Source organism: Conexibacter stalactiti (assembly GCF_033542075.1).
GTDB classification, from domain to species: Bacteria; Actinomycetota; Thermoleophilia; order Solirubrobacterales; family Solirubrobacteraceae; genus Conexibacter; species Conexibacter stalactiti.
In genome coordinates this window covers 19,908-40,099 of the sequence record NZ_JAWSTH010000001.1, presented here as the reverse complement: position 1 = coordinate 40,099, position 20,192 = coordinate 19,908, and the positions used below count along the sequence as shown (strand labels likewise).

Below are 20,192 nucleotides of genomic sequence, written 5' to 3'. Positions count from 1 at the left end.
GTCCCATCGAACCCCGAGAGGTCCAAGATGTCGATCACCCCGCTTCCGTCGCTGTCGCTGTCCCCCATTGCCACTCGTCGCCGCGAGCGCGACGGCGACTGCCCGCCCGCGGCGCCGCGCCGCGCGAACGCCGGCTCGCTGCTGCCGGTCGTCGGCCAGGAGCTGCGGGTCCCGCTGGTCGGCGGCGGAGAGGCGCGCTACGCCAACCTCGACTACGGCGCGACCGCGCCGGCGCTGGCGACCGTCGCCGAGCGCGTCACGCGCGTGCTGCCGTACTACGGCTCGGTCCACCGCGGCTCGGGTCTGCCGGCGCGCGTCTCGACCGCGCTCTACGAGCAGTCGCGCCAGGCGCTCGCGCGCTTCCTCGGCGCCCGCGCCGACGACGAGGTGATCTTCACCCGCAACACGACCGACGCGCTCAACCTGCTCGCGGGCGCCGTGCCGGAGGGCGCCGGCGACGTGCTCTTCCTCGACAGCGAGCACCACGCCAACCTGCTGCCGTGGCGCCGTCGCGCCCACCGCGCCGTGGCATTCGCGCCGACGCTGGAGCTGACGCTCGGCCGCCTGCGCGACGCGCTCGCCGCCGGCCCGGTCGCGCTCGTCGCGATCACCGGCGCCTCGAACGTGACCGGGGAGCTGCTGCCGCTGGAGCGGATCGTCGCGCTCGCGCACGGCGCCGGCGCGCGCGTCGTCGTCGACGCAGCCCAGCTCGCGCCGCACGTGCGCGTCGACCTGGAGGCGCTCGGCGCCGACTACATCGCGCTGTCGGGGCACAAGCTGTACGCGCCCTACGGCGCCGGCGCGCTCGTCGGCCGCCGCGACTGGCTCGACGCGGCCGCGCCGCACCTCGCCGGCGGCGGCGCCGTGCGCGAGGTGACGTGGGAGGGGACCGAGTGGCACGACGGTCCCGCCCGCCACGAGGGCGGCACGCCGAACCTGCTCGGCGCGGTCGCGATCGCGGAGGCGTGCAACACGCTCGACGCGCTGCCGGCGGGCGCGCTGGAGGCGCACGACCACTCGCTGCGCGAGCTGCTGCTGGCGCGCCTGGAGCGGCTCGACGCGGTCCGCGTCGCGCGCATCTGGGCCGACAGCTCCGCCGCGATCGGCACGGTCGCCTTCGCCGTCGAGGGGTACGCGCCGGCTCACGTCGGCGCCTACCTGTCGGCCGAGCACGGCGTCGGCGTGCGCGACGGCCGCTTCTGCGCCCACCAGCTGCTGGGGCGGCTCGGCTTGCCCGGCGGCGCGCTGCGCGCCAGCTTCGGTGTCGGCACCAGCGCCGACGACGTCGAGCGGCTGGCCGAGGCGGTCGAGCGGCTCGTGCGCGAGGGCGCCCGCCGCGACTACGCGCCGGGCCCGGACGGCTGGGCGCCGGTCGGCGACGACCGCCCGCTGCCTGACCTGCTGGCGTAGGCGCCGCGGCGCTGCGCCGACGGCGCGCGCAGCGCGACCGCGACGGCGCCGAGCAGCAGCACGCCGGCGCCGGTCAGCAGCGCGGCGGTGACGCCGTCGGCGCGGGTCGCGCCCTCAGTCAGCACGCTGCCGAGGACGGCGATGCCGAGCGCGCCGCCGACCTCGCGGGAGGCGTCGTTGACGGCCGAGGCGACGCCCTGCTTCTCCGCCGGCAGCGCGTCGACGATCGCGCTGGTCGCCGGCGTCGTCGCCAGCGCCATCCCGATCGCGAGCACGAGGAGGCCGACCAGCAGCCGCCAGTAGCTGGCCTCGGCACCGGCGGTCGCCAGCAGCGCGAAGCCGGCCGCCATCGTCGCCAGCCCGGTCGGCGCGACGGCGCGCGCGCCGAAGCGGTGGACGAGCGCTGGGACGCGCTGCGAGAGGCCGATCATCACGACGGCGACCGGCGCCAGCGCGAAGCCGGCCTCCAGCGGCGTGTAGCCGAGCACGAACTGCAGGTACTGCATCACGACGAACATGAAGCCGAAGAGCGCGAAGAACTGGACGAAGATCGACAGCGAGCCGGCGGCGAAGCCGCGCAGCGCGAACAGGCGCGGGTCGAGCATCGGCTGCTCGCGCCGCAGCTCCCAGCTGACGAAGGCGCTCAGCAGCAGCGCGCCGCCGGCGAAGCCGCCGAGCACGAGCCCGTCGGTCCAGCCGCGCTGCGGCCCCTCGATCACGCCCCACACGAGCGCCGACAGCCCGAGCGCGCTGAGCGCCGCGCCGACGGGATCGAGCGCCGGCCGCTCATGCGTCTCGGCGTCACGCACGTTGATCAGCGTCGCGGTGGCGGCGAGCACGGCCAGCACGACGTTGGTCGCGAAGACGCTGCTCCAGTCGAACCACTCCAGCAGCACGCCCGAGACGAGCAGCCCCAGCAGACCGCTGCCGCCGGCGACGCCGGCCCACGCGGCGACGGCGCGCTCGCGCTCGTCGGTGGGGAAGACGCTCGTGATGATCGACAGCGTCGTCGGCATGATCAGCGCGGCGCCGAGGCCCATCGCGACGCGCGCGGCGATCAGCTGACCGGGGTCGGTGACGAAGATCGCGACGAGCGCGGCGCCGCCGAAGACGGCGAGCCCGGCGAGCAGCACGCGTCTGCGGCCGAGCCGGTCGCCGAGCGCGCCGGCCGGCAGCAGCAGGCCGGCGAAGACGAGCGCGTAGCCGTCGACGATCCACTGCAGCTGCGTCGGCGTCGCGCCGGTCGCGCGGGCGAGGTCGGGGAGGGCGACGTTGAGCGATGCGACGGCGCTGACGACGGTCGCGAGCGCGAGGCACATCGAGATCAGGATCCGGCGGCGATGGGCTGGCATGGAGGGCCTCCTCCGTGGTCGAGCGGCGGGCGGGCGGCGGCTGGCGAGCCGACCGGCTGGAAGGTTTTTCAACACCTGATGAAAAACACCATCCCACCACGTGCGCTAGATTTCAACCCCTGATGAATAAAGGACGGCGCAGAGGCTCGCCCGACACGCGCGACGCGGTCCTGCAAGCGGCGCGCGCGCAGTTCGCGCAGCACGGCTACAGCGGCACGACGCTGCGCGGCGTCGCGGCCGAGGCCGGCGTCGACGTCGCGCTCGTCTCCTACTTCTTCGGGCGCAAGGCGCAGCTGTTCGCGGCCGCGCTGGCGCTGCCGGTCAGTCCCGCCGACGCGATCGACGGCGTTCTCGCCGAGGGTCTCGACGGACTCGGCGAGCGGCTGCTGCGGCGGCTGCTGGCCGTCTGGGACGACCCCGTCAGCGGCGGGCCGCTGCTGAGCGTCCTGCGCTCGGCGCCGAGCCACGAGGAGTCGGCCGCGCTGCTGCGCGAGTTCGTCGAGCAGGAGCTGATCGCGCGTCTCGCGAGAGCGATCGACGCGCCGCCGGCACAGGCGCGGCTGCGCGCCGCGGCCGTCGCCAGCCAGGTGCTCGGGCTCGTCTTCTCCCGCTACGTGCTGCGGATCGAGCCGCTCGCCTCAGCTGACCACGACGCGCTCGTCGCGCTGATCGGGCCGGTGCTGGAGGGCCATCTCAGCGTCGCGCGCTGAGGCAGGCGCGTCGCGCTCGCGCGACGCCGGCTTCAGTCGCCCGCGATCTGGCGCTCAGGCCAGAACGGCCACTCCTCGAAGGCGCTGACGCGGCCGTCGGGGGCGAACCGCAGCACCCACAGGTTGCGGTAGTGGCGCCGCTCGGGGATGTCGTAGCCGACCTCGGTGCGCACGACCGCGACCATGCCGTCGACGGCGACCTGCTCGCTGGAGAAGGTGAAGACCTCGTCGGCGCTCTCGCGGCCGGCGTCCCAGAACTCGCCGATCGCCGCGAGGCCGCGCACGGTCGGCTCGTACGGGCCGGGGCTGTAGGTCGCCTCGGGTGTGAACAGCGCCGCCAGCATCGCCGTGCCGGCGGTGCGCCAGGCGCGCTCGTAGCCGCCGACCCACTCGCCGACGGCGGCCCGTGTGACGCCGCCGTGGGCGTCGACCTGCAGCCGCCGCACGACCAGCTCGTCGATCTCCAGCCGCTTGACCGCCCCGCGCTTGACGGCAAGGCTCCCGATCGCCACGGCGCCGGCGGCGGCCGCGCCAGCCGCGACTCCGCCGGCTGTCATCGCGACGGCCGTCGAGGCGACGCGCGCCTCGGCGATCGCGGCGCGGGCCGAGTTGACCTGCGGGCGCAGCAGCGAGATCAGATCCTTGCGGGCCATCGCTGCCGAGCACCCTACCCGGCGCGCCGGCCGGCGACGCGGCGTGCGGACCGGCGCGGCGTGCGGACCGACGCGGCGTGCGGACCGAGCCCGCGCGCCGCGCGTCCCGTCGGTCCTCGCCTACAGCGGCTGGCAGCTGACGCTGCGGCTGTTGACGCCGACCCAGCAGCGCTTGTTCTCGCTCGCCATCGTGATGATGTAGTACGGCTCGTTGACGCCGAGCCCGAGCGGGTAGCGCAGCGTCAGGTTGCTGATCTTGCCTATGCAGCCGCCTTGCTGGCACATCCGCTCGGCCTCGGCCAGGTCGAGCGTGATCGGCAGCTGGATCGGACGGTCCTCGACCCATATCGATCTGACGTGCTCCGGGGTCCCGAAACGACCTTCGAACTGCTTCAGGAAGATCGTGCTGTTGGGCACCGTGGAGGGGTCGTTGAAGACGAACCGCCAGCCGCTGCCGATCAGCGCCAGATTGATCGACGCCTCGTAGAGCTGCGCTTGCGGGTACTGCCGTCGCACGATCGCCTGCGCCTCGTTGAGCGCGTCGATGAAGGTCCCCGTCGCTGCTTCCGCCATGTGATCCGCTCCCTGGTAGATGGCACGAGCGGCACGAGACTAGTCAGCAAAAACTGATTTATGGAACTTCGATGCTCCGGTTGGCGCGCAGAAGCGTGAGCGCCTCGATCGTCGCGATCCCGCGCCACTCGATCGCCCCGGCCGGCGAGGAGGATGGGAAGTCGACCGTCCAGCCGCCGTCCTCCTGCTGCTCCTGCGCCAGCGCGGCGAGGTCGCGCGCGATCGCGTCGGCCGGCATCAGCGCGCGCAGCGGCCGGCCGGGCTCGGGCGAGATTCTCAGCGGTCGCAGCTGCTCGTCGTCGACACCGCCGGAGACCGGCAGCGCGCCGGAGGGCGGGACGAACGCCGCCATCCGCTCCAGCTCCGCGGTCGCGGACGGGCGCACGTCGACGACGGCGTCGAGCAGGCCGAGCACGAACGCGAGCGTGTAGCCGCCGCCCGCGGGCCGCTCGCCGGCGGCGACCTGCTCCAGGCACCAGTCGGTCGCGCGCGTCAGCCACGAATGGCCGGCGAGCGCCGGCGCGTGCGCGCGGACGCGCTGGGCATAGGCGACGATGCCGGCGGTGATGTGCAGCGACGGCTCGGTCGGGTCGCCGCCGGCCCACCACGGCGCGGTGCCGGGCCCCTCGGCGCCGGCGAGCGCGAACGGCAGCGCGCCGCCGTCGAGCGCGATCGTGCCGAGCCAGTCGCACAGCGCGCCGGCCAGCTCGCCGGCGGCCGGCGCGGCGGCGGAATCGAGCTCGGCCAGCTCAGCGAGCACGGTCAGCGCCTGGAAGGCACCGGCCGGCTGGCTGCCCGCGGCGCGCAGGTCGGGCTCCAGCCCCCAGCCGTAGCCGCCGTCGGGGTTGCGGTAGCCGGCGAGCGCCGCGATCACACCCTCGGCCGCGTCGGCGCGGCCGAGCAGCAGCTCCAGGCGCCGCCGTTCGAGCAGCCGGGCGTGGGTGACGAGGAAGGTCTCTGCGGTGGCGAGATCGGTCATGGGCTCGATTCTCCTGCGGCCGCCGTCGGCCGTCTTGAACGTTTCGGACCTCTGCGGCCGGCGCTGCCGCTGCCGCCGCCGTCGCGCGCCCGCTGCGCCGCCGCGCCGAACGCGCCCGCGAGCCGCTCGACCTCGGCGGTGAACTCGGGCGGCCCGAGCACGTCGAACTCGCATCTCATCGAGGCGACGTAGATTGCGAGGTCGCCGAACCAGTCGGCACTCATCGTCAGCAGGCAGGAGCGCTCGTCGACCTCGCTCAGCGACCCGACCAGTTGCGGCACGCGCTGCCTCGCCTCCGCCAGCGGGATCCGCAGGACGACGCGCGCCTCCTTGCGCCCGCGCGCTCGCACGACGTTGTCCTGCACGTACGCGGCTATGTCCTCCGCCGGCGGCTCGCGCGGCGGGAAGCGGCGGTCGCGCATCGGCGTGCCGTCGATCCGGTCGACGCGGAACGTGCGCCAGTCATCGCGCTCGACGTCCCACGCGACGAGGTACCAGCGGCCGCTGGCGTGCACCAGCCGGCAGGGCTCGACCAGCCGTCGCGTGCTGTCGCCCTCATAGGTGGAGTAGGCGAAGCGCAGCCGCTCGCTGTCGCGCGCGGCGGCGGCGAGCGCGCTGAGCAGCTCGTGGTCGACCGTCGGCCCGCTGCGCGGCAGCGCGACGGTGTACGTCTGCAGGGCGCTGACGCGGCGGCGCAGGTGTCTGGGCAGCACCTGCTCCAGCTTCGCGAGCGCGCGCAGCGACGACTCCTCGATTCCCTCGACGGCGCCGCTGGTCGCCGTCCGCAGCCCGACCGCGACGGCGACCGCCTCCTCGTCGTCGAGCAGCAGCGGCGGCAGCTCGGCGCCCGCGCCAAGTCGGTAGCCGCCCGCGACGCCGCGCGTCGCGTCGACCGGATAGCCCAGCTCGCGCAGCTTGTCGACGTCGCGGCGGACCGTGCGCACGGTCACGTCGAGACGGTCGGCCAGCTCACCGCCGCCCCACTCGCGTCGCATCTGCAACAGCGACAGCAGTCTCAGCAGTCGTCCGGAGGTGTCGCGCATCGTGGCAGGGATGATCGCCGAGATTGAGGACAGCGAACGACCTGATGCCGCCATACGATCGTCGCGATGACGAGACCACGGACCCTGACCGACCGCGAGCTGACGCTCTCGCTGCTGGCGCGGCAGCTGCTGCTGGAGCGGCGGCCGCTGTCGACGGCCGATGCCGTCCGCCGCCTCGTCGCGCTGCAGGCGCAGTACTCACCCTCCCCGTACATCGCGCTGCACGCTCGCCTCGACGGCTTTGCCGTCGCCGACCTCGAACGGGCGCTGCGCCGCGGGACGGTCGTCAAGTCGTCGCTGATGCGCGGCACGCTTCACCTCGTCCACGCCGACGCCTATCCCGCCTACGCCGCGGCGTGGCGCTTCCAGGCGCTGCGGGCCCTCGCCGGGCGCGAGCCGGAGCTGACGGACGAGCACGACGCGATTGTCACCGCGCTCGCCGACTTCATGCGCGAGCCGCGCACGACCGACGCGATCCGCGAGCGCACGCGCGAGCTGACCGGCGACCGCCTGCGCCAGGAGAGCGACCTGCTCGACTACGCGCGCATGTCGCTGCCGCTCGTGCACGTCCCGCCGTCAGGGCTGTGGCGCCGCCACGGCAAGTTCTCGCTCGCCTCGTGGGAGGGCGCGCCGCTGCCCGCTCCCGCCGCCGGCACGGTCGCGCTGGTGCGCGACTACCTCGCCGCGTTCGGGCCGGCGACGCGCGAGGACCTCGCCGCCTTCACCTTCCTGCGCTTCCACCAGCTCGACCCGGCGCTGAGCGCGCTGGAGCCGCTGCGGCGGCTGACCGACGCGCGCGGCCGCGAGCTGTACGACCTGCCGCGCGCGCCGCTGCCGCGCGAGGACGTCGCGCCGCCGGTCCGCTTCCTGCCGAAGTGGGATGCGGCGCTGATCTCGCATCGCGACAGAACGCGGATCCTGCCGGCCGGCTTCCTCGACGTCGTCAAGGGCGGCAAGAACGGGGAGGTCGAGCCGACCTACCTGATCGACGGCCTGGTCGCCGGCACCTGGCGCGACGAGCTGCGTGACGGGACCGCGACGCTGACGCTGCGGCCGCTGACCGACGAGCGCGACGCGGACGGCCTGGAAGCGGAGGCGCTGCGGCTGCTGGAGCTGCTGCACCCTGACGCCGAGCGGCGCGAGGTCGTGGTCGGCTGAGCGCCCCGCTCAGCCGCTCGCGAGCGCGCCGGACAGCTCGCGCCGGGAGCGGATGTCGAGCTTGCGGTAGGCGCTGGAGAGGTGGACCTCGACCGTCTTCGGCGTCACGAACAGCGTCTGCGCGATCTCGCGGTTGGTGCGTCCCTCCGCGGCCAGCTCGGCGACGCGCCCCTCGCGCGCCGTCAGCGCCGCGGCGCCCGCGAGCGCGGCGCTGCGCGGCCGCGCGCCGGCGGCGTACAGATCGGAGCGGACCTGCTCGACCAACGGTGCCGCGCCGCACGCCTCCGCCAGCTCCAGCGCCGCCCGCAGCGGCTCGCGCGCGTCGCCGGGGTGGCCGGCGCGCCGCAGCGCGCCGCCGAGCGACGCCAGCGCGAACGCTCGCTCCAGCCGCGCGGGTGTGGCGGCGAGCAGCTCGGCGGCCGCCCGCAGCCGCTCGATCCCGTCGGCGCCCTCCAGCTCGCCGCGCAGCCGTTGCGTGCGGCCGATCAGCGCGGGCGCCCCGATCCGCTCGGCCAGCGCCAGCTCACCGTCGATCGCGGCCAACGCCTCCTCGCGGCGGCCGAGCCGCGCCAGCGCGCTCGCGGCGAGCGACTGCCACGGCCGCCACGCGGGGTGGTCGAGGTGGCGCGACGTGCGGCCCATCAGCTCGGCCAGCGCGAGCGCCCCGGCCGCGTCGCCCTCGCGCAGCAGCAGTCTCGCCTGCGCCGTGCGCCAGTGAACGGCGCCGTCGCTCTCGTCGTCGTCGGCCGGCGGTTCGCCGAGCTCGGCGCGCACCGTCGCGGCGTCGTGGCCGCTGAGCAGCCCGTGCTGGCCGATCAGCCCGCGCGACCAGGAGGTCCCTCTGGCGTCGGCGCCCCACGGATCCTGCAGCCGGAGCGCCTCGCGCAGCGCGTCGCCGGCGTCGGCGAGGTCGCCGGTGCCGAGCAGCCAGGCGCCCTCCCAGATCTCGACCGAGGCGGTCGCGAAGACACCACCGCGGCGGTAGGTCTCGGCGCGCGCCGCCTCCAGGAAGGCGCGCGTCCGCGGGCTCTCGCTGAGCGTCAGCGCGACCATCGCTGCCGACCACATCATCCCGTTGCGACTGTGCAGCAGCACGTCGCCCTCGAGCGCCGTTTCGAGCACTGGCAGCACCTCGGCGACCGGCCGCGCCGCCGCGCTGCGCACGAACGCGATCGCCGCCAGCAGCAGCTTCGTGCCCAGCTCCCCGCCGGCCGGCGGCGGCTCGGCGAGCGCGCGCGCCCACAGGTTGTCCGGGTCTGCGGCGCCGAAGGAGACCGCGAGCAGCTGCATCGACTCCAGCATCCGCCGCTCTTCGAGCTGGTCGCCGCTCAGCTCGGCGGCGGTGCGGCGCGCCAGCTCCGCGCCCTCTGAGGCGCCGCCGGTGAACAGCAGCGACTGCACCAGCGCGAAGCAGGCGCTCGCCCGCGCTGCCGGATCGCTGAGGCCGTCGTACGCCTCGCGCAGGTGGAGCGCCGACAGCGGTGCGCTCATCTCCGACTCGGCCAGCGCCAGCTCCAGCAGCACCGGTGTCCGCTCGGCCGCCGCCGGCGGCTCGTCGAGCGCCCGCGCGAGGTAGGTGACGGCGCTCTCGGGTCCGCCGCGTCGGCTCGCCTCGCGCGCGGCGTCGCGCAGCAGCGCGACGGTCGCCGCGTCGCCGCGGCACGGCGCGTGCACGAGCTGGGCGGCGACCTGCTGGTCAGCGGCGCCGGCTGCCGCGAGCGCAGCTGCAGCGCGGCCGTGGGCCAGCTCGCGCTCGGCGGTCGAGAGGTCGCGGTAGACGGCGTCGCGCACGAGCGGATGGACGAAGCCGAGCGGCGGATCGGCCTGCAGGATGTCGGCCCGCGCCAGCTCGCCGGCGGCGCGCGCGACCTGCGGCTCCTCCAGCTCGGCGAGCCGGCCGACGGCGGCGAGGCTGGCGCTGTCGCCGAGCACCGCGACGGCGCGCGCGACCGCGAGCGTTTCGGGTGACAGCCGCGTCAGCCGCCGCAGGACGCTGCGCGCGACCGCCCTCGGCCCGATCTCGCGCACCGTCGCGGCTTCGCCGGCGAGCGGTCTGACGCCGTCGTCGGCGAGCGCGCGCAGCAGCTGGTGCAGCAGCAGCGGGTTGCCGCCGGTCGCCTCCTCGCAGGCGTCGCAAAAACGCGCGTCGGCCGGCGCGCCGAGCCGCGCACGCACGAGCGCCGCGACCGCCGCGTCGGTCAGCGGGCCCGGCCGCACCGGCACGCAGAGCGGGTCGGCGGCGATCTCCGCGAGCAGGTTGGGATCGCTGCCGGGGTCGGTCGAGCGGACCGTCATCGCGACCAGCACCGGGGTCGACTCCAGCCGCCGCGCGAGATAGGCGAGGAAGCGCAGCGACGGCCGGTCGCTCCACTGCAGGTCGTCGAAGGCGAGCAGCAGCGGCCGCTCCTCGGCCAGCTCGAGCGTCGCCCAGTAGAGGCCGTGCAGGACCGCGAAGGAGCCCTCCGCGGCTGCGGTCGCGTCGTCGGCGGCGGGGCCGCCGAGCACGCCGGCGGCCGGCGCGGCGGCGCCGACGAGCAGGTTCGGCCGCTCGCAGCCGCCGGCGTCGGCGCGCAGCAGCGGCTCGAACAGCTGCCGCACGGCGCCGAAGGAGAAGTCGCGCTCCAGCTCGCCGCAGCGGGCGCCGAGCACCAGCATGCGGTCGGCCGCGCGCTCGCGCAGGGCGGCCAGCAGGCGGCTCTTGCCGATCCCCGCCGGGCCTTCGATCAACGCCAGCCCGCCGCGGCCCGCGACCGCCTCGTCGACGAGCGCGTCGAGCTGCGCCAGCTCGCGCTCGCGTTCGAGCAGATCGTCGGTCGGGGCGCTCATCGCGCCGGGAGGTTAGGCGTGCGCCGCGCAGGAATGCAAGCGATCACGCCGGCAGGTACGCGTCGAGCCACTGTCCCAGCTCGGCGTAGACCTGCGCGCGCACCGGCGGCGCCGACAGCACGAGGTCGTGCATGCCGTCGTCGATTCGCACGCAGGTGACGTGCCGGCCCAAGCGGGTCGCGCGGCGCGCGATCTGCTCGGCGTCGAGCACGCTGTCGCTGCGCAGCAGGATCTCGTCCCACGCCTTCGGCCGGCTGCTGGCGGCCGAGCAGAGGACGAGGATCGGACCGCGCACGTCGAGCCCGCGCGCGACGCGGCGGTGCGCGGCGTGGACGGCGCGCAGCCAGCCGGCGCGGACCGGCACGCCCTCGACCGGCTTCAGCTCGAGGTCGAAGCTCCACTCGCCGCGATGGTCGCTGTGGATGCTCTGGACGTACAGCTCCGACAGACCGGCCGGCATCACCGCGTAGGGGTCGGTCCGCGCGCGCAGGGCGGCCAGCGTCGCGCCGGCCGCGCGCACGAGCGGCGCGGCGTTGAGCGACAGGAAGGGGCTGTTGAGGAAGAGCGCGTCGGGCCGGCGGGCGGCGTCGTCGCGGCGGGCGTGGGCCCACAGCGCGGCCGCCAGCCCGCCGGTCGAGTGGCCGTTGACGAGCAGCTGCGTCGCGCCGTCGGCGCGGATCGCGTCGGCCGCCGCGTCCAGCTCCTCGTACCACTCGCTGACGGAGCGGACGAAGTACGGCGTCTGGTGCGGGCGCAGCGAGCGGCCCGACTTGCGCAGGTCGAGCGCGTAGAAGGCGAAGCCGCGGTCGCGGTAGTAGGCGGCCAGCTCGCGCTGGAAGAAGTAGTCGACGAAGCCGTGGACGTAGAGGACGGCGCGGGTCGGCTTCGCGACCGTGTCCCCGTCGGAGCCGGCGTCGGCGGGGCGCAGGCGGATCAGCGTCGCGTGCTGCTCGCCCTCGGCGTCGGGCGCCAGCGGCAGCAGGCGCGTCTCGAAGTCGTCGCCGAGCAGCGCGTCGGTCGTCATGCAGGGGAGCTTCTCACGGCGTGATCGCGAGCGCGCCGAACGCCGCGCCGCTGGCACGCGGACCGCGGCAGGTGAGCCCGACGCGGATCGCGCGCTGGTTGTCGGAGGTCGTCGCGGTGATCGGCAGCGGCGTTCCGTTGACGGCGAAGCGAATCGTGTGGGAGTCGGCGATCAGGACGGCCAGTTCGGGCGGGTCGGCGGCCTTCGCCACTTCGGCGGTCGCCAGCGTGCGGCCCGCTCCGCCGCCGGTCGGTCCCTGCCAGACGCGCACGCCGCGCCCGCCGGGCAGCAGCTCGATCCCGTGCGCGACGCCGCTGTCCTGCCCGCCCTCGACGCCCGCGATCCCGGCTGCGCAGTCGTTGCGCTGCACCGTCACCTGCGCGCGCTGGTCGGCGGCCGGCAGGACCTGCCGCGCCAGCACCGCGCCGGCCGGCTCGCCGCGCAGCTCGATCCGCCCGTCGCGCTGGACGGCGCGCGCCGGTCTGTCCCACGGCCACTCCCACGCGGGGTCGAGCCGCGGCGTCGTCAAGTCGGGCGTCGCCGGCGCCGGCGGCCCCTGCGCGACGCCGAGCGGTGCGGCGGCCCGCTGCACCGCTCGGCCGTCCTCACCGGCGACCGGCCAACCGCCGGCGTCCCACCGCAGCGGCTCCAGCAGCGTGCTGCGGCGGACGTTGACGGGATCGTCGGCGAGCACGCCGTGATGGACGAGCCAGCGACGCCCGCGGCCGTCGCCGACGGTCGTGCCGTGGCCGTTGCAGCGCAGCGCCGGGCCGTCGCGCAGCACCAGTCGCGGCGCGCGCTCGTACGGTCCCAGCAGCCGGTCAGCGCGCGCCGCCGCCTCGCGGTAGTCGCACGGCGGCCGGCAGCAGCCGCCCGCGGCGAACAGCAGCACGAAGCGCCCGTCGCGGCGCAGCAGCTCAGGCCCCTCGACGACGCCCTCGTCGGCGGGGGTCACCGGCAGCAGCAGGTGCTCGCGGCCGCGCACCGCGAGCCCGTCGGCGCGCAGCGCGCGCGCCCAGATGCCGCCGCCGTCGCGGTAGCGGCGATAGATCAGGTAGGGATTACCGTGCTCGTCGTCGATGACGAACGGGTCGATCGCGCCGCTCGGCGGGCAGGTCAGCGGCCGGCCGAGGTCGCGGTAGGGGCCGGCGGCGCGGCGCGCGGTCGCGACGCCGATGCACGCGCGCGAGCGGTCGCGCCGCAGCCGCGCGGTGTAGTAGGCGCGCGGCTCGCCGCGGAAGCGCGTCAGCTCTGGCGCCCAGTACGGCGCCGCCGACCAGGCCGGCGCGCGTGGCAGCAGCGCGCCGATCCGCTCCCAGTTGACGAGGTCGCGCGAATGGAAGAGCGGGAAGATCGGCGCCCACGCGCGGCTCGTGGTGGAGAGCAGGAAGTCGCGCCCCTCGCGCACGATCGTCGGGTCGGGCTGCTGGCCGGCGATGATCGGGTTGGCGTAGGTGGCGCCGCTTGTCCCTGTGCCGCCGCCAGCCTCGTCGTCCGCTCCGCCACCGCACGCCGCGAGCCCGAGGCTCAGCGATGCCAGCGCGATCGCGAGCGCGGCGAGCGATCTCCATCGTCGAGCCATCCGCACGAGGATCGCGCGTTCGCGTCCGGCGCGCTATCCGACCTCCCGCCAGCGGACCGCCAGCTCCGTCCGCGAGCGGACGCCGAGCTTGCGGTAGGCCTGGCGCAGGTGGTGCTCGACCGTGCGCGGCGAGAGGAACAGCGCCGTCGCCGCCTCGCGGTTGGTTGCGCCGCCGGCGACCAGCTCGCAGACCGCTCGCTCGCGCGCGGTCAGCGCGTCGGCGGTGGTCGGCTCGGCAGTCGCGTCGCCGTCGCGCGGCAGGCCGGTCGCCGCCAGCTCGGCGGCGGCCCGCTGCGCCCACCCTGTCGTGCCGAAGGCGGTGAAGCTGGCGTGCGCGGCCTCCAGCAGCGTGCGCGCGTCGGCGCGGCGGCGGGCGCGGCGCAGGCGCTCGCCGAAGCAGAGCTGCGTCCGCGCCAGCTCGAACGGCGAGTCGATCCGCGCGTGCGCGGCGAGCGCGACCGCGAGGTGGGCGTCGATCCGCTCGTCGCCGTCGAGCAGGCCGCGGCTGCGCGCGGTCGCGGCGGCCGCCCAGGCGCCGCCGGTCAGCTCGGCGCCAGCCGCCAGCTCGGCCGCGATCACGCGCGCGTCGTCGTCGCGGCCGGTGCGCACGTAGACGTCGACGAGGTCGCCGGAGGTGTAGAGGAAGGAGGGATCGCGGGAGCCGAACCGTTCGGTGTGGGCGCGGGCGCGTTCGAGGTGAACGATCGCCGTCTCGGTCTCGCCGAGTCCCAGCGCGAGCATCCCCAGCGCCTGCTCGCCGGTCGCGGCGGTCGAGGTCATCCCCAGCCCGGCGCTCAGCTCGAGCACGGTCGCGGCATGCGCGCGGCAGGCATCGGCCTCGCCGCGGTGGGCCTCGACGAAGGCCGCGGCGGTCAGCGCGAGCGCGCGGGTCCATCCTTCGAGGCCGGCATCGGAGAGCGCGACCGCCTCGCCGGCCAGGTCGCCCGCGACGTCGAACTCGGCGCGCCGTATGTGGACCGTCGCGAGCACCGAGAGCGGCAGCGCGAGCGCGGCGACGGCGCCCTTCGCGCGGGCGGTCTCGACCAGCCGCACGAGCAGCCGCTGGGCATCGTCGTACTGCTCCATCCAGATCATGCTCAGCGCCGCGATCGACACCACCTCGTGGCCGGGACCGACCGGATCGGCGTCGTGCAGCGCCCGCGCCTGCTCGGCCAGCAGCGCCTTCGCGCGGCGGTGGTCGCCGAGCCCTGACAGCGCCTCGGCGCGCAGCACGGCCGGCGCGTGCGCGACCCATTCCGGCGCGAGCGTCTGCGCCTGCGCGGCCAGCTCGGCGAGCCGCTGCACCGGCCCCGACGACATCACCGCGACGCTCGCCTGCGTCAGCAGCAGCGCCGCCCGCGTCGGGTCTCGCACCGCGATCCGCGCGGCCTCGTCCTCCAGCAGCGCGTACGCGTCCTGCGGATGGCCGCTCTGCAGCATCGCCGCGCCGCGCACGAACTGCGCGTCGGCGCGCGTGAGCGGATCGTCGAGCGTCGGCAGCAGCGCCTCGATCAGCGCTCTGGCGCGCGCCGGCTGGCTCGCGACGTTCGCCGTGCCGGCCGCGGCGATCGTGCGCGCGGCGGCCTGGGCCGGCTCGGGGCTGAGTTGCGCGGCGCGCTCGAGCACGGCGATCGCGGTCGCGGTCGCGCCGCGCTCACGCGCCTCGTGGCCGAGCGTCTCCAGCGCCGCCGCGAGCTGCTCGTCGGGCGCGGTCGCGGCGGCGGCGAGGTGCCAGGCGCGCGTCTGCGGGGTGCCGGCGGCGGCGAGCGCGCGGTGGGCGGCGCGCCGTCTGCCGGGCGTGGCGGCGTGGTAGACGGCGGCGCGCACGAGCGGATGGGAGAAGCGCACCCGCGTCGCCGCGAGCGCGATCAGACCGGCGTCCTCGGCGGGCTCGAAGATCGTCACCGCACCCGCGCCGCGATCTGCGTCGTCCGCGCCGCGATCCACCGCACCCGCGCCGCGATCCACCGCACCCGCGCCGCGATCCACCGCACCCGCGCCGCGATCCGCGTCGTCGGCGCCGCGATCCACCGCACCCGCGCCGCGATCCGCGTCGTCCGCGCCACGACCTGCGTCAGCCGCGCCCCCGAGCGCTCGCAGCAGCGTCGCCGTGTCACCGTCGGAGCTGGCGGCCGCGAGCAGCAGCGCGGCCTGCGTCGGCGCGGGCAGCGCCGCGACGCGCGCGGCGTAGGCGCGCCGCAGCCGCTCGCCGGTCGGGAGCGGATCGGGCAGCGCGGCGATCCCGTCGCGCTGCGCCGCCGACAGCTCGGCCGGCGCCTCGACGAGCGCCAGCGGGTTGCCGCCGACGGCGTCGACCAGCGCCTCGGCGACGGCCGGCGCCAGCCCGCCGGCGCGCGCCAGCGCGAGCGCGTCCTCGCGCGCGAGATCGGACAGCCGCAGCCGCGGCACCTCCGGCCATGGCGCGTACGGCTCACCGCGCAGCGAGCGGACCGCGACGAGCGCCAGCGGCAGCCGCTCGGCGCGGCGGGCGAGGAAGGCGATCGCCTCCTGCGAGGAGGCGTCGAGCCATTGCACGTCGTCGACGAGCAGCAGCAGCGCGCGGCCGCTCGCCGCCGTCTCCAGCAGCGCGACGAGCGCCTGCAGCACCAGCACGCGCTCGGCACCGGCCGGCGCGTCGAGCGCGAGCGCGGCCCGCAGCGCCGCCCGCTGCGCCTCCGGCAGCCCGTCGCCGTGCGCGATCACCGGCGCCACCAGCTCCGCCAAGCCGGCGAACGGCAGCCCGACCTCGCTCTCGACGCCGGTCGTGCTGAGCACCAGCAGGTCCGGCGCCCCCAGCGCCCGCAGCAGCGCGCTCTTGCCGACCCCCGGTGTCCCTTCGACGACGAGCGACCCGCCGCGTCCGCCGCGCGCGCGATCGAGCAGCACGCCGAGCCGTTCCAGCTCCGCCGCGCGACCGACCAGCCGACCTGCCTCCGTGCCTGGTCTCAGCATCTGCGCCGAAGCGTACGCCGCCGCGCGGGCTCCGGGGCGCGACGAGTCCGTACGCGGGACAGTCGATGTCGTTTTCCGCAGAGTTCGCAGACAAACGTTGCATTACGCCATCTAACTGGGGTTGTGCCTTCACACGCGGTTTGGGAACGTCTGTTCGTGCTCGATCTCGCGCCTCAAACCACGCCCCTCAGCGCCCCTGACGGCGCCGCCAGCCCCGGTGACCTCGCCCGCCGCGACTGGCTGCTGCTGTTGATCGCCCACGACGCCGACCCGGGTGGGCTCGACGGCAACTACGTCCACACGGCGATGTGCGTCTTCTCGGAGGAGGCGCCGATCTCCGCGGCTGAGAGATATCCCTTCAGGCCCGGTCTCAGCGGGCCGACCAGCGAGCAGATCTACGAGGACATGGACTGGCTTGAGGAGATCGGCCACGTCGAGCGAATCCGTGTTCGCGGCTGGGCGGGACCACGCATCTGTGTGACGCCCGCTGGACGGGAACGCGCTGCGGAGCTGCTGGCGCTCGCCACGTCGCGACAACCATCTGCGGCGGGTCTGTTGCTGAATGTGAAACAGGAGATGCTGTCGATGGGGATGACCGTGTGGATGGCGCTGGTGTGTCGCCGGCATCCGCAGTACGCGGGAAGAGCGATCTTCAACTGGCGCGGCTACGAACGCCCGCCGGGAAGGGAGTGGGATGACGATTCTGCTCGGCCTGCGAAGCGGTGAAGGCGTCGTACTGGCAGCGGACAGCCAGCGCACGGAGGGGGCATTTCGGCAGCGGATGCAGAAGCTGTTCGTGACGCGTCACGGGATCGGATGGGGCTGCGCTGGCAACGTCGCAATCCAGCAGGATCTCGCCGAGCTGTTGGAAGGGATCGAACGGAACAGGAGCCCAGCTGTCGTCAAGCAGGAGATCGTCGCCGCGATGCGGGAATCGACCCGGCGCGCAACGTCGGCGATCGAGACGCCGTCACGGGTCGCGCTCGGCGCGGTCGGGCTCTTCGCCTGGTATGGCGCGTTCGACGGCGCGTCTCGTCTGCTGCGCGTTTCGAGTGAAGGTCACGCAGAGTTCGCACAGACGTTCACTGCGGGTGGCGGCCCGACGCGGCTCGCGCTCTTCGGCCTCGGTCGCTTCGAACATGTTGGCTTCGCAGAACTGTCGCTGGACGCGGGCAAGGTCGTCGTGGCAACAGTGACCGATGACGTCATTGCGGCGAGCGCGCATGGCGTGGCTGCTCCGATCCAGTTGGTGACCGTTACGGAGCGAGAGCAATTCCTGCTTCAGGACGTGGACGTGGAGGAGGTCGAATCCGCTGTCGACGCCTTCCGCGCCCACCAGCGGCAGTTCCTCTCCGAGTTGACGCCCGCGTTCGCGCCGCCCGTCATCGGCGCCGCCGCCAGCGCCGCCGCCGCCCCTACTTCTCCGTGCTGAGATAGTCGCCGCTCGCCTGCCGCGCGAGCCCGGTGCAGTCGCGCAGTCTGCGCCAGTCGCGGATCGCGGCGGTGCGATCGGTGCCCGTGAGCGGGATCGGGGCGCCGTCGGAGATCAGCGCGGGACGCCAGGCGGCTCTGTCGATCCGACGGCCGGTGACGGTCACGTGGAGCACGCCGCTGGAGGTGCGCGGCGGCTCCTTCGCGTAGAAGGCGAGGTTGCCGAGGCCGTAGGCGACGTAGGTGCGGCCGAGGTATCCGGCGCCCAGCAGCACGTGCGCGTGCGAGCCGACGAGCAGGTCGGCGCCGGCCGTCGCGAGCAGCCTCGCGAGCTGCGGCTGCTGCGTGTTGGGGCACTGCTGCAGCTCGGTTCCCCAGTGCAGGTAGACGACGACGGTGTCGGCCTCGGCGCGCGCCTCGCGGACTGCTCTGACGAGCCCGCCGAGGTCGCGGGCGGTCGCCATCCCGGGCTGGTCGTCGGTTGCCATCCACTCGCCCTTGAGGTTGTCGTCGAGCACCTGCGAGGCGGCGACGATCGCGATCCGCTGGCCGTTCTTCTCGACCGTGTAGGGCGTGAAGGCGGCGTCGCGGTCGGCGCCGACGCCGATCAGCGGCAGCCCCGCTCTCGCATCCGCGGCGAGTGTCTGCTCCAGCCCCGCGCGGCCGCAGTCGAGACCATGGTTGTTCGCCATCGTCGTGACCGTCACGCCCGCCGCTCTCAGCGCCGTGAACGCGCTCGGCGTCGTCGCGAAGGTGAACTGCTTCGCCTGTCTCACCGGGCAGGCGCCGTCGGCGGTGACCGCCGTCTCGAGGTTGACCATCGCGACGTCGGCGCCCTTCAACAGCTCCTTCAGCGGCTCCAGCGCGGTCTTCGGATCGCTCGCCAGTCGCGCCTTCAGCCCCTCCTCGAAGTGCACGTCGCCGCCGAAGGCGAGCGTCACCGCTCTGCCGCTGCCGAGCGGATCGCGCTCCGCGGCGGCCGCCGTCTCGCCGCCGCCACCGCTCGAGCCGCCGCAGCCGGCCAGCGCGAACAGGAGCGCGACCAGCGCGAGTACGGCCGCCGGCAACCCTGCGCCCCGGCGAGCGCCCAGCACGATGCGATCGGCGATCCGGACGGGTGACACAGCTTGTTGGTTCGACGCCGCGCGACTGACTCCGCTCGGCGCGGCGGATGCGAGCGGGGGCGCCACCCCCTGGTCCTCGGCAGCGGCTGCGAGAACTGGAGCCCGGCGGGGCGCGGGCTACGACGCGTCGTCGGCGCTGTCGGCCTCGATGCAGGCCGCCGCGTCGCTGTGCAGACCGGCGGCGCCGGCGCAGTCGAGCATGTGGCCGGCGGTCGCGCGCTGCAGCAGCTCGTACAGCGTCCCGCGCTCCTGCTCGCTGAGGCCCTGCAGCAGCTCAGCCTCGGCCGCTTCGATCGCGCGCTCGGCTCTGTCGAGCGTGCGCTCGCCGGCCGGCGTCAACTCGACGAAGTGACGGCGGCGGTCGGCCTCGGAGCGGCGGCGCGCGAGCAGCCCCGCCGACTCCAGCTCGTTGAGCAGGCCGACGAGGTTGGTGCGGTCGATCGCCAGCTGCTGCGCGAGCGCCTGCTGCGTCGCCGGCGCGTGCTGACGCAGGACGGTCAGCGTCACGAGGTGGCGCGGCCGCAGCCCGAGCGCGCTGAGCGTCGCCTCGGTGTGGGCGCGCGAGATCCGCGCGAGGTGGTCGAGCAGGGCGGTGGAGGAGTGCAGGGGGGCGACGGCCACGGGTCAAGTCTACGAAGGCCGCCAATGTGTCCTACACTGCAACTAGTTTGTCTTACACAAATCATTTGCGAGGTTCACGCATGCCGCACCTGCTCCACATCGACGCCAGCATCCAAGGCGACCGCTCCGTCAGTCGTTCGCTGACCGCGCGCGCCGCCGAGCGCTGGAAGGCCGCGCACCCCGACGGCACCGTCACCTACCGCGATCTCTCCGCGGATCCGCTGCCGCATCTCGGCCCCGACCATCTCCTGGCGCGCGTGGTTCCGGCCGAGCAGCAGACACCGGCGCAGGCGGAGGCCTTCGCGCTGTCGACGCGGCTGATCGACGAGGTCAAGGCGGCCGACACCGTCCTGCTCGGCCTGCCGATCTACAACTTCGGCGCCCCCTCGACCGTCAAGGCGTGGGTCGACCATGTCGTCTTCCCCGGACTGTCGACCGACCCGGCCGGCGGCGACGGTCTGCTCGCCGACAGTGAGCTGATCGTGCTGGAGTCACGCGGCGGCGGCTATGCCCCCGGTACGCCGCGCGAGGGTTGGGACCACGGCGAGGCGTGGCTGCCGCACGGCCTCGCGCTGACCGGCATCGAGCCGCGCTTCATCATCGCCGAGCTGACGCTCGCCGATGTCAACCCGGCGATGGAGCAGCTGCGCGGGCTGGCGGCCGAGAGTCTCGCGGCCGCGCGCGAGCAGGTCGACGCGCTGTGGAGCGAGGCGCGCGTCTGACGCAGCGTCGTCGCGACAGCGCTCTGACGCGC

General features: G+C 75.0%; 17 protein-coding genes. 6 read left to right on the top strand and 11 right to left on the bottom strand.

What is annotated here, in order from left to right; genetic code table 11:
* Positions 1–27: 27 nt before the first annotated feature.
* Entirely contained in the window at positions 28–1,410 is a 1,383-nt protein-coding gene (locus tag R7226_RS00180) for an aminotransferase class V-fold PLP-dependent enzyme (protein ID WP_318594990.1), read from the top strand.
* Here R7226_RS00180 and R7226_RS00175 read toward each other — a convergent pair.
* Positions 1,341–2,762 carry an MFS transporter gene (locus R7226_RS00175; protein ID WP_318594989.1) on the bottom strand — a complete coding sequence of 474 codons (1,422 nt, stop codon included), beginning with the start codon at positions 2,760–2,762 and terminating at the stop codon, positions 1,341–1,343. The genes R7226_RS00180 and R7226_RS00175 overlap by 70 nt on opposite strands.
* Before the next feature lie 122 nt (positions 2,763–2,884).
* Here R7226_RS00175 and R7226_RS00170 point away from each other — a divergent pair, with 122 nt between their 5' ends.
* A complete protein-coding gene (locus R7226_RS00170) occupies positions 2,885–3,472 on the top strand; it encodes a TetR/AcrR family transcriptional regulator (protein ID WP_318594988.1) in 588 nt (195 codons plus the stop codon).
* Between the two features lie 32 nt (positions 3,473–3,504).
* Here R7226_RS00170 and R7226_RS00165 read toward each other — a convergent pair whose 3' ends face one another.
* The 4 genes from R7226_RS00165 to R7226_RS00150 form a co-directional block, all read right to left on the bottom strand.
* Positions 3,505–4,125 (bottom strand): YybH family protein, encoded by a 621-nt coding sequence (locus R7226_RS00165; protein WP_318594987.1) that lies wholly within the window; start codon positions 4,123–4,125, stop codon positions 3,505–3,507.
* Positions 4,126–4,245: 120 nt separating this feature from the next.
* Positions 4,246–4,698, bottom strand: coding sequence for a hypothetical protein (locus tag R7226_RS00160; RefSeq protein WP_318594986.1), 453 nt, complete (start codon positions 4,696–4,698; stop codon positions 4,246–4,248).
* A gap of 58 nt (positions 4,699–4,756) precedes the next feature.
* Positions 4,757–5,677, bottom strand: a complete 921-nt coding sequence (locus tag R7226_RS00155) for a hypothetical protein (RefSeq protein WP_318594985.1) — start codon at positions 5,675–5,677, stop codon at positions 4,757–4,759.
* Positions 5,674–6,720: a helix-turn-helix transcriptional regulator gene (locus R7226_RS00150; protein WP_318594984.1), complete on the bottom strand. Its 1,047-nt coding sequence runs from the start codon at positions 6,718–6,720 to the stop codon at positions 5,674–5,676. Before R7226_RS00150 ends, R7226_RS00155 begins: the two co-directional genes overlap by 4 nt.
* A 66-nt stretch (positions 6,721–6,786) precedes the next feature.
* Between R7226_RS00150 and R7226_RS00145 the strand changes: the two genes are divergently transcribed.
* Positions 6,787–7,878: a winged helix DNA-binding domain-containing protein gene (locus R7226_RS00145; protein WP_318594983.1), complete on the top strand. Its 1,092-nt coding sequence runs from the start codon at positions 6,787–6,789 to the stop codon at positions 7,876–7,878.
* A 9-nt stretch (positions 7,879–7,887) separates the two neighbouring features.
* On the opposite strand, the gene R7226_RS00140 is transcribed toward R7226_RS00145, so the two are convergent.
* From R7226_RS00140 to R7226_RS00125, 4 genes are read right to left on the bottom strand one after another with little or no spacing between them, the layout of a single operon-like run.
* The gene (locus R7226_RS00140; RefSeq protein WP_318594982.1) at positions 7,888–10,704 is read right to left on the bottom strand and encodes a helix-turn-helix transcriptional regulator; all 2,817 of its coding nucleotides are present in this window, start codon (positions 10,702–10,704) and stop codon (positions 7,888–7,890) included.
* A gap of 43 nt (positions 10,705–10,747) precedes the next feature.
* The gene (locus tag R7226_RS00135) at positions 10,748–11,728 is read right to left on the bottom strand and encodes an alpha/beta hydrolase (protein WP_318594981.1); all 981 of its coding nucleotides are present in this window, start codon (positions 11,726–11,728) and stop codon (positions 10,748–10,750) included.
* A 13-nt stretch (positions 11,729–11,741) separates the two neighbouring features.
* Entirely contained in the window at positions 11,742–13,310 is a 1,569-nt protein-coding gene (locus tag R7226_RS00130) for a glycoside hydrolase family 43 protein (RefSeq protein ID WP_318594980.1), read from the bottom strand.
* A 33-nt stretch (positions 13,311–13,343) separates the two neighbouring features.
* Entirely contained in the window at positions 13,344–16,262 is a 2,919-nt protein-coding gene (locus tag R7226_RS00125; RefSeq protein ID WP_318594979.1) for a helix-turn-helix transcriptional regulator, read from the bottom strand.
* Positions 16,263–16,418: 156 nt separating this feature from the next.
* On the opposite strand from R7226_RS00125, the gene R7226_RS00120 reads away from it, so the two are divergent.
* Together R7226_RS00120 and R7226_RS00115 are read left to right on the top strand one after the other, a co-directional pair.
* Positions 16,419–16,988 (top strand): hypothetical protein, encoded by a 570-nt coding sequence (locus R7226_RS00120; RefSeq protein WP_318594978.1) that lies wholly within the window; start codon positions 16,419–16,421, stop codon positions 16,986–16,988.
* Entirely contained in the window at positions 16,957–17,694 is a 738-nt protein-coding gene (locus R7226_RS00115; RefSeq protein ID WP_318594977.1) for an Ntn hydrolase family protein, read from the top strand. The genes R7226_RS00120 and R7226_RS00115 overlap by 32 nt, the downstream gene beginning before the upstream one ends.
* Here the strand turns inward: R7226_RS00115 and R7226_RS00110 are convergent.
* On the bottom strand, positions 17,678–18,817 hold the full coding sequence (locus tag R7226_RS00110) for a CapA family protein (protein ID WP_318594976.1): 1,140 nt from the start codon (positions 18,815–18,817) through the stop codon (positions 17,678–17,680). The two genes, R7226_RS00115 and R7226_RS00110, sit on opposite strands and share 17 nt — an antisense overlap.
* Positions 18,818–18,934: 117 nt before the next feature.
* On the bottom strand, positions 18,935–19,438 hold the full coding sequence (locus R7226_RS00105) for a MarR family winged helix-turn-helix transcriptional regulator (protein WP_318594975.1): 504 nt from the start codon (positions 19,436–19,438) through the stop codon (positions 18,935–18,937).
* A gap of 80 nt (positions 19,439–19,518) precedes the next feature.
* Between R7226_RS00105 and R7226_RS00100 the strand changes: the two genes are divergently transcribed.
* The gene (locus R7226_RS00100; RefSeq protein ID WP_318594974.1) at positions 19,519–20,160 is read left to right on the top strand and encodes an FMN-dependent NADH-azoreductase; all 642 of its coding nucleotides are present in this window, start codon (positions 19,519–19,521) and stop codon (positions 20,158–20,160) included.
* Positions 20,161–20,192: the final 32 nt, after the last annotated feature.

What these genes read in the sequence shown, in the direction of transcription:
- R7226_RS00180 (WP_318594990.1), top strand. Translation starts at nt 28, where the DNA reads ATGTCGATCACCCCGCTTCCGTCGCTGTCGCTGTCCCCCATTGCCACT.
- R7226_RS00175 (WP_318594989.1), bottom strand. Translation starts at nt 2,762, where the DNA reads ATGCCAGCCCATCGCCGCCGGATCCTGATCTCGATGTGCCTCGCGCTC.
- R7226_RS00170 (WP_318594988.1), top strand. Translation starts at nt 2,885, where the DNA reads ATGAATAAAGGACGGCGCAGAGGCTCGCCCGACACGCGCGACGCGGTC.
- R7226_RS00165 (WP_318594987.1), bottom strand. Translation starts at nt 4,125, where the DNA reads ATGGCCCGCAAGGATCTGATCTCGCTGCTGCGCCCGCAGGTCAACTCG.
- R7226_RS00160 (WP_318594986.1), bottom strand. Translation starts at nt 4,698, where the DNA reads ATGGCGGAAGCAGCGACGGGGACCTTCATCGACGCGCTCAACGAGGCG.
- R7226_RS00155 (WP_318594985.1), bottom strand. Translation starts at nt 5,677, where the DNA reads ATGACCGATCTCGCCACCGCAGAGACCTTCCTCGTCACCCACGCCCGG.
- R7226_RS00150 (WP_318594984.1), bottom strand. Translation starts at nt 6,720, where the DNA reads ATGCGCGACACCTCCGGACGACTGCTGAGACTGCTGTCGCTGTTGCAG.
- R7226_RS00145 (WP_318594983.1), top strand. Translation starts at nt 6,787, where the DNA reads ATGACGAGACCACGGACCCTGACCGACCGCGAGCTGACGCTCTCGCTG.
- R7226_RS00140 (WP_318594982.1), bottom strand. Translation starts at nt 10,704, where the DNA reads ATGAGCGCCCCGACCGACGATCTGCTCGAACGCGAGCGCGAGCTGGCG.
- R7226_RS00135 (WP_318594981.1), bottom strand. Translation starts at nt 11,728, where the DNA reads ATGACGACCGACGCGCTGCTCGGCGACGACTTCGAGACGCGCCTGCTG.
- R7226_RS00130 (WP_318594980.1), bottom strand. Translation starts at nt 13,310, where the DNA reads ATGGCTCGACGATGGAGATCGCTCGCCGCGCTCGCGATCGCGCTGGCA.
- R7226_RS00125 (WP_318594979.1), bottom strand. Translation starts at nt 16,262, where the DNA reads ATGCTGAGACCAGGCACGGAGGCAGGTCGGCTGGTCGGTCGCGCGGCG.
- R7226_RS00115 (WP_318594977.1), top strand. Translation starts at nt 16,957, where the DNA reads ATGACGATTCTGCTCGGCCTGCGAAGCGGTGAAGGCGTCGTACTGGCA.
- R7226_RS00100 (WP_318594974.1), top strand. Translation starts at nt 19,519, where the DNA reads ATGCCGCACCTGCTCCACATCGACGCCAGCATCCAAGGCGACCGCTCC.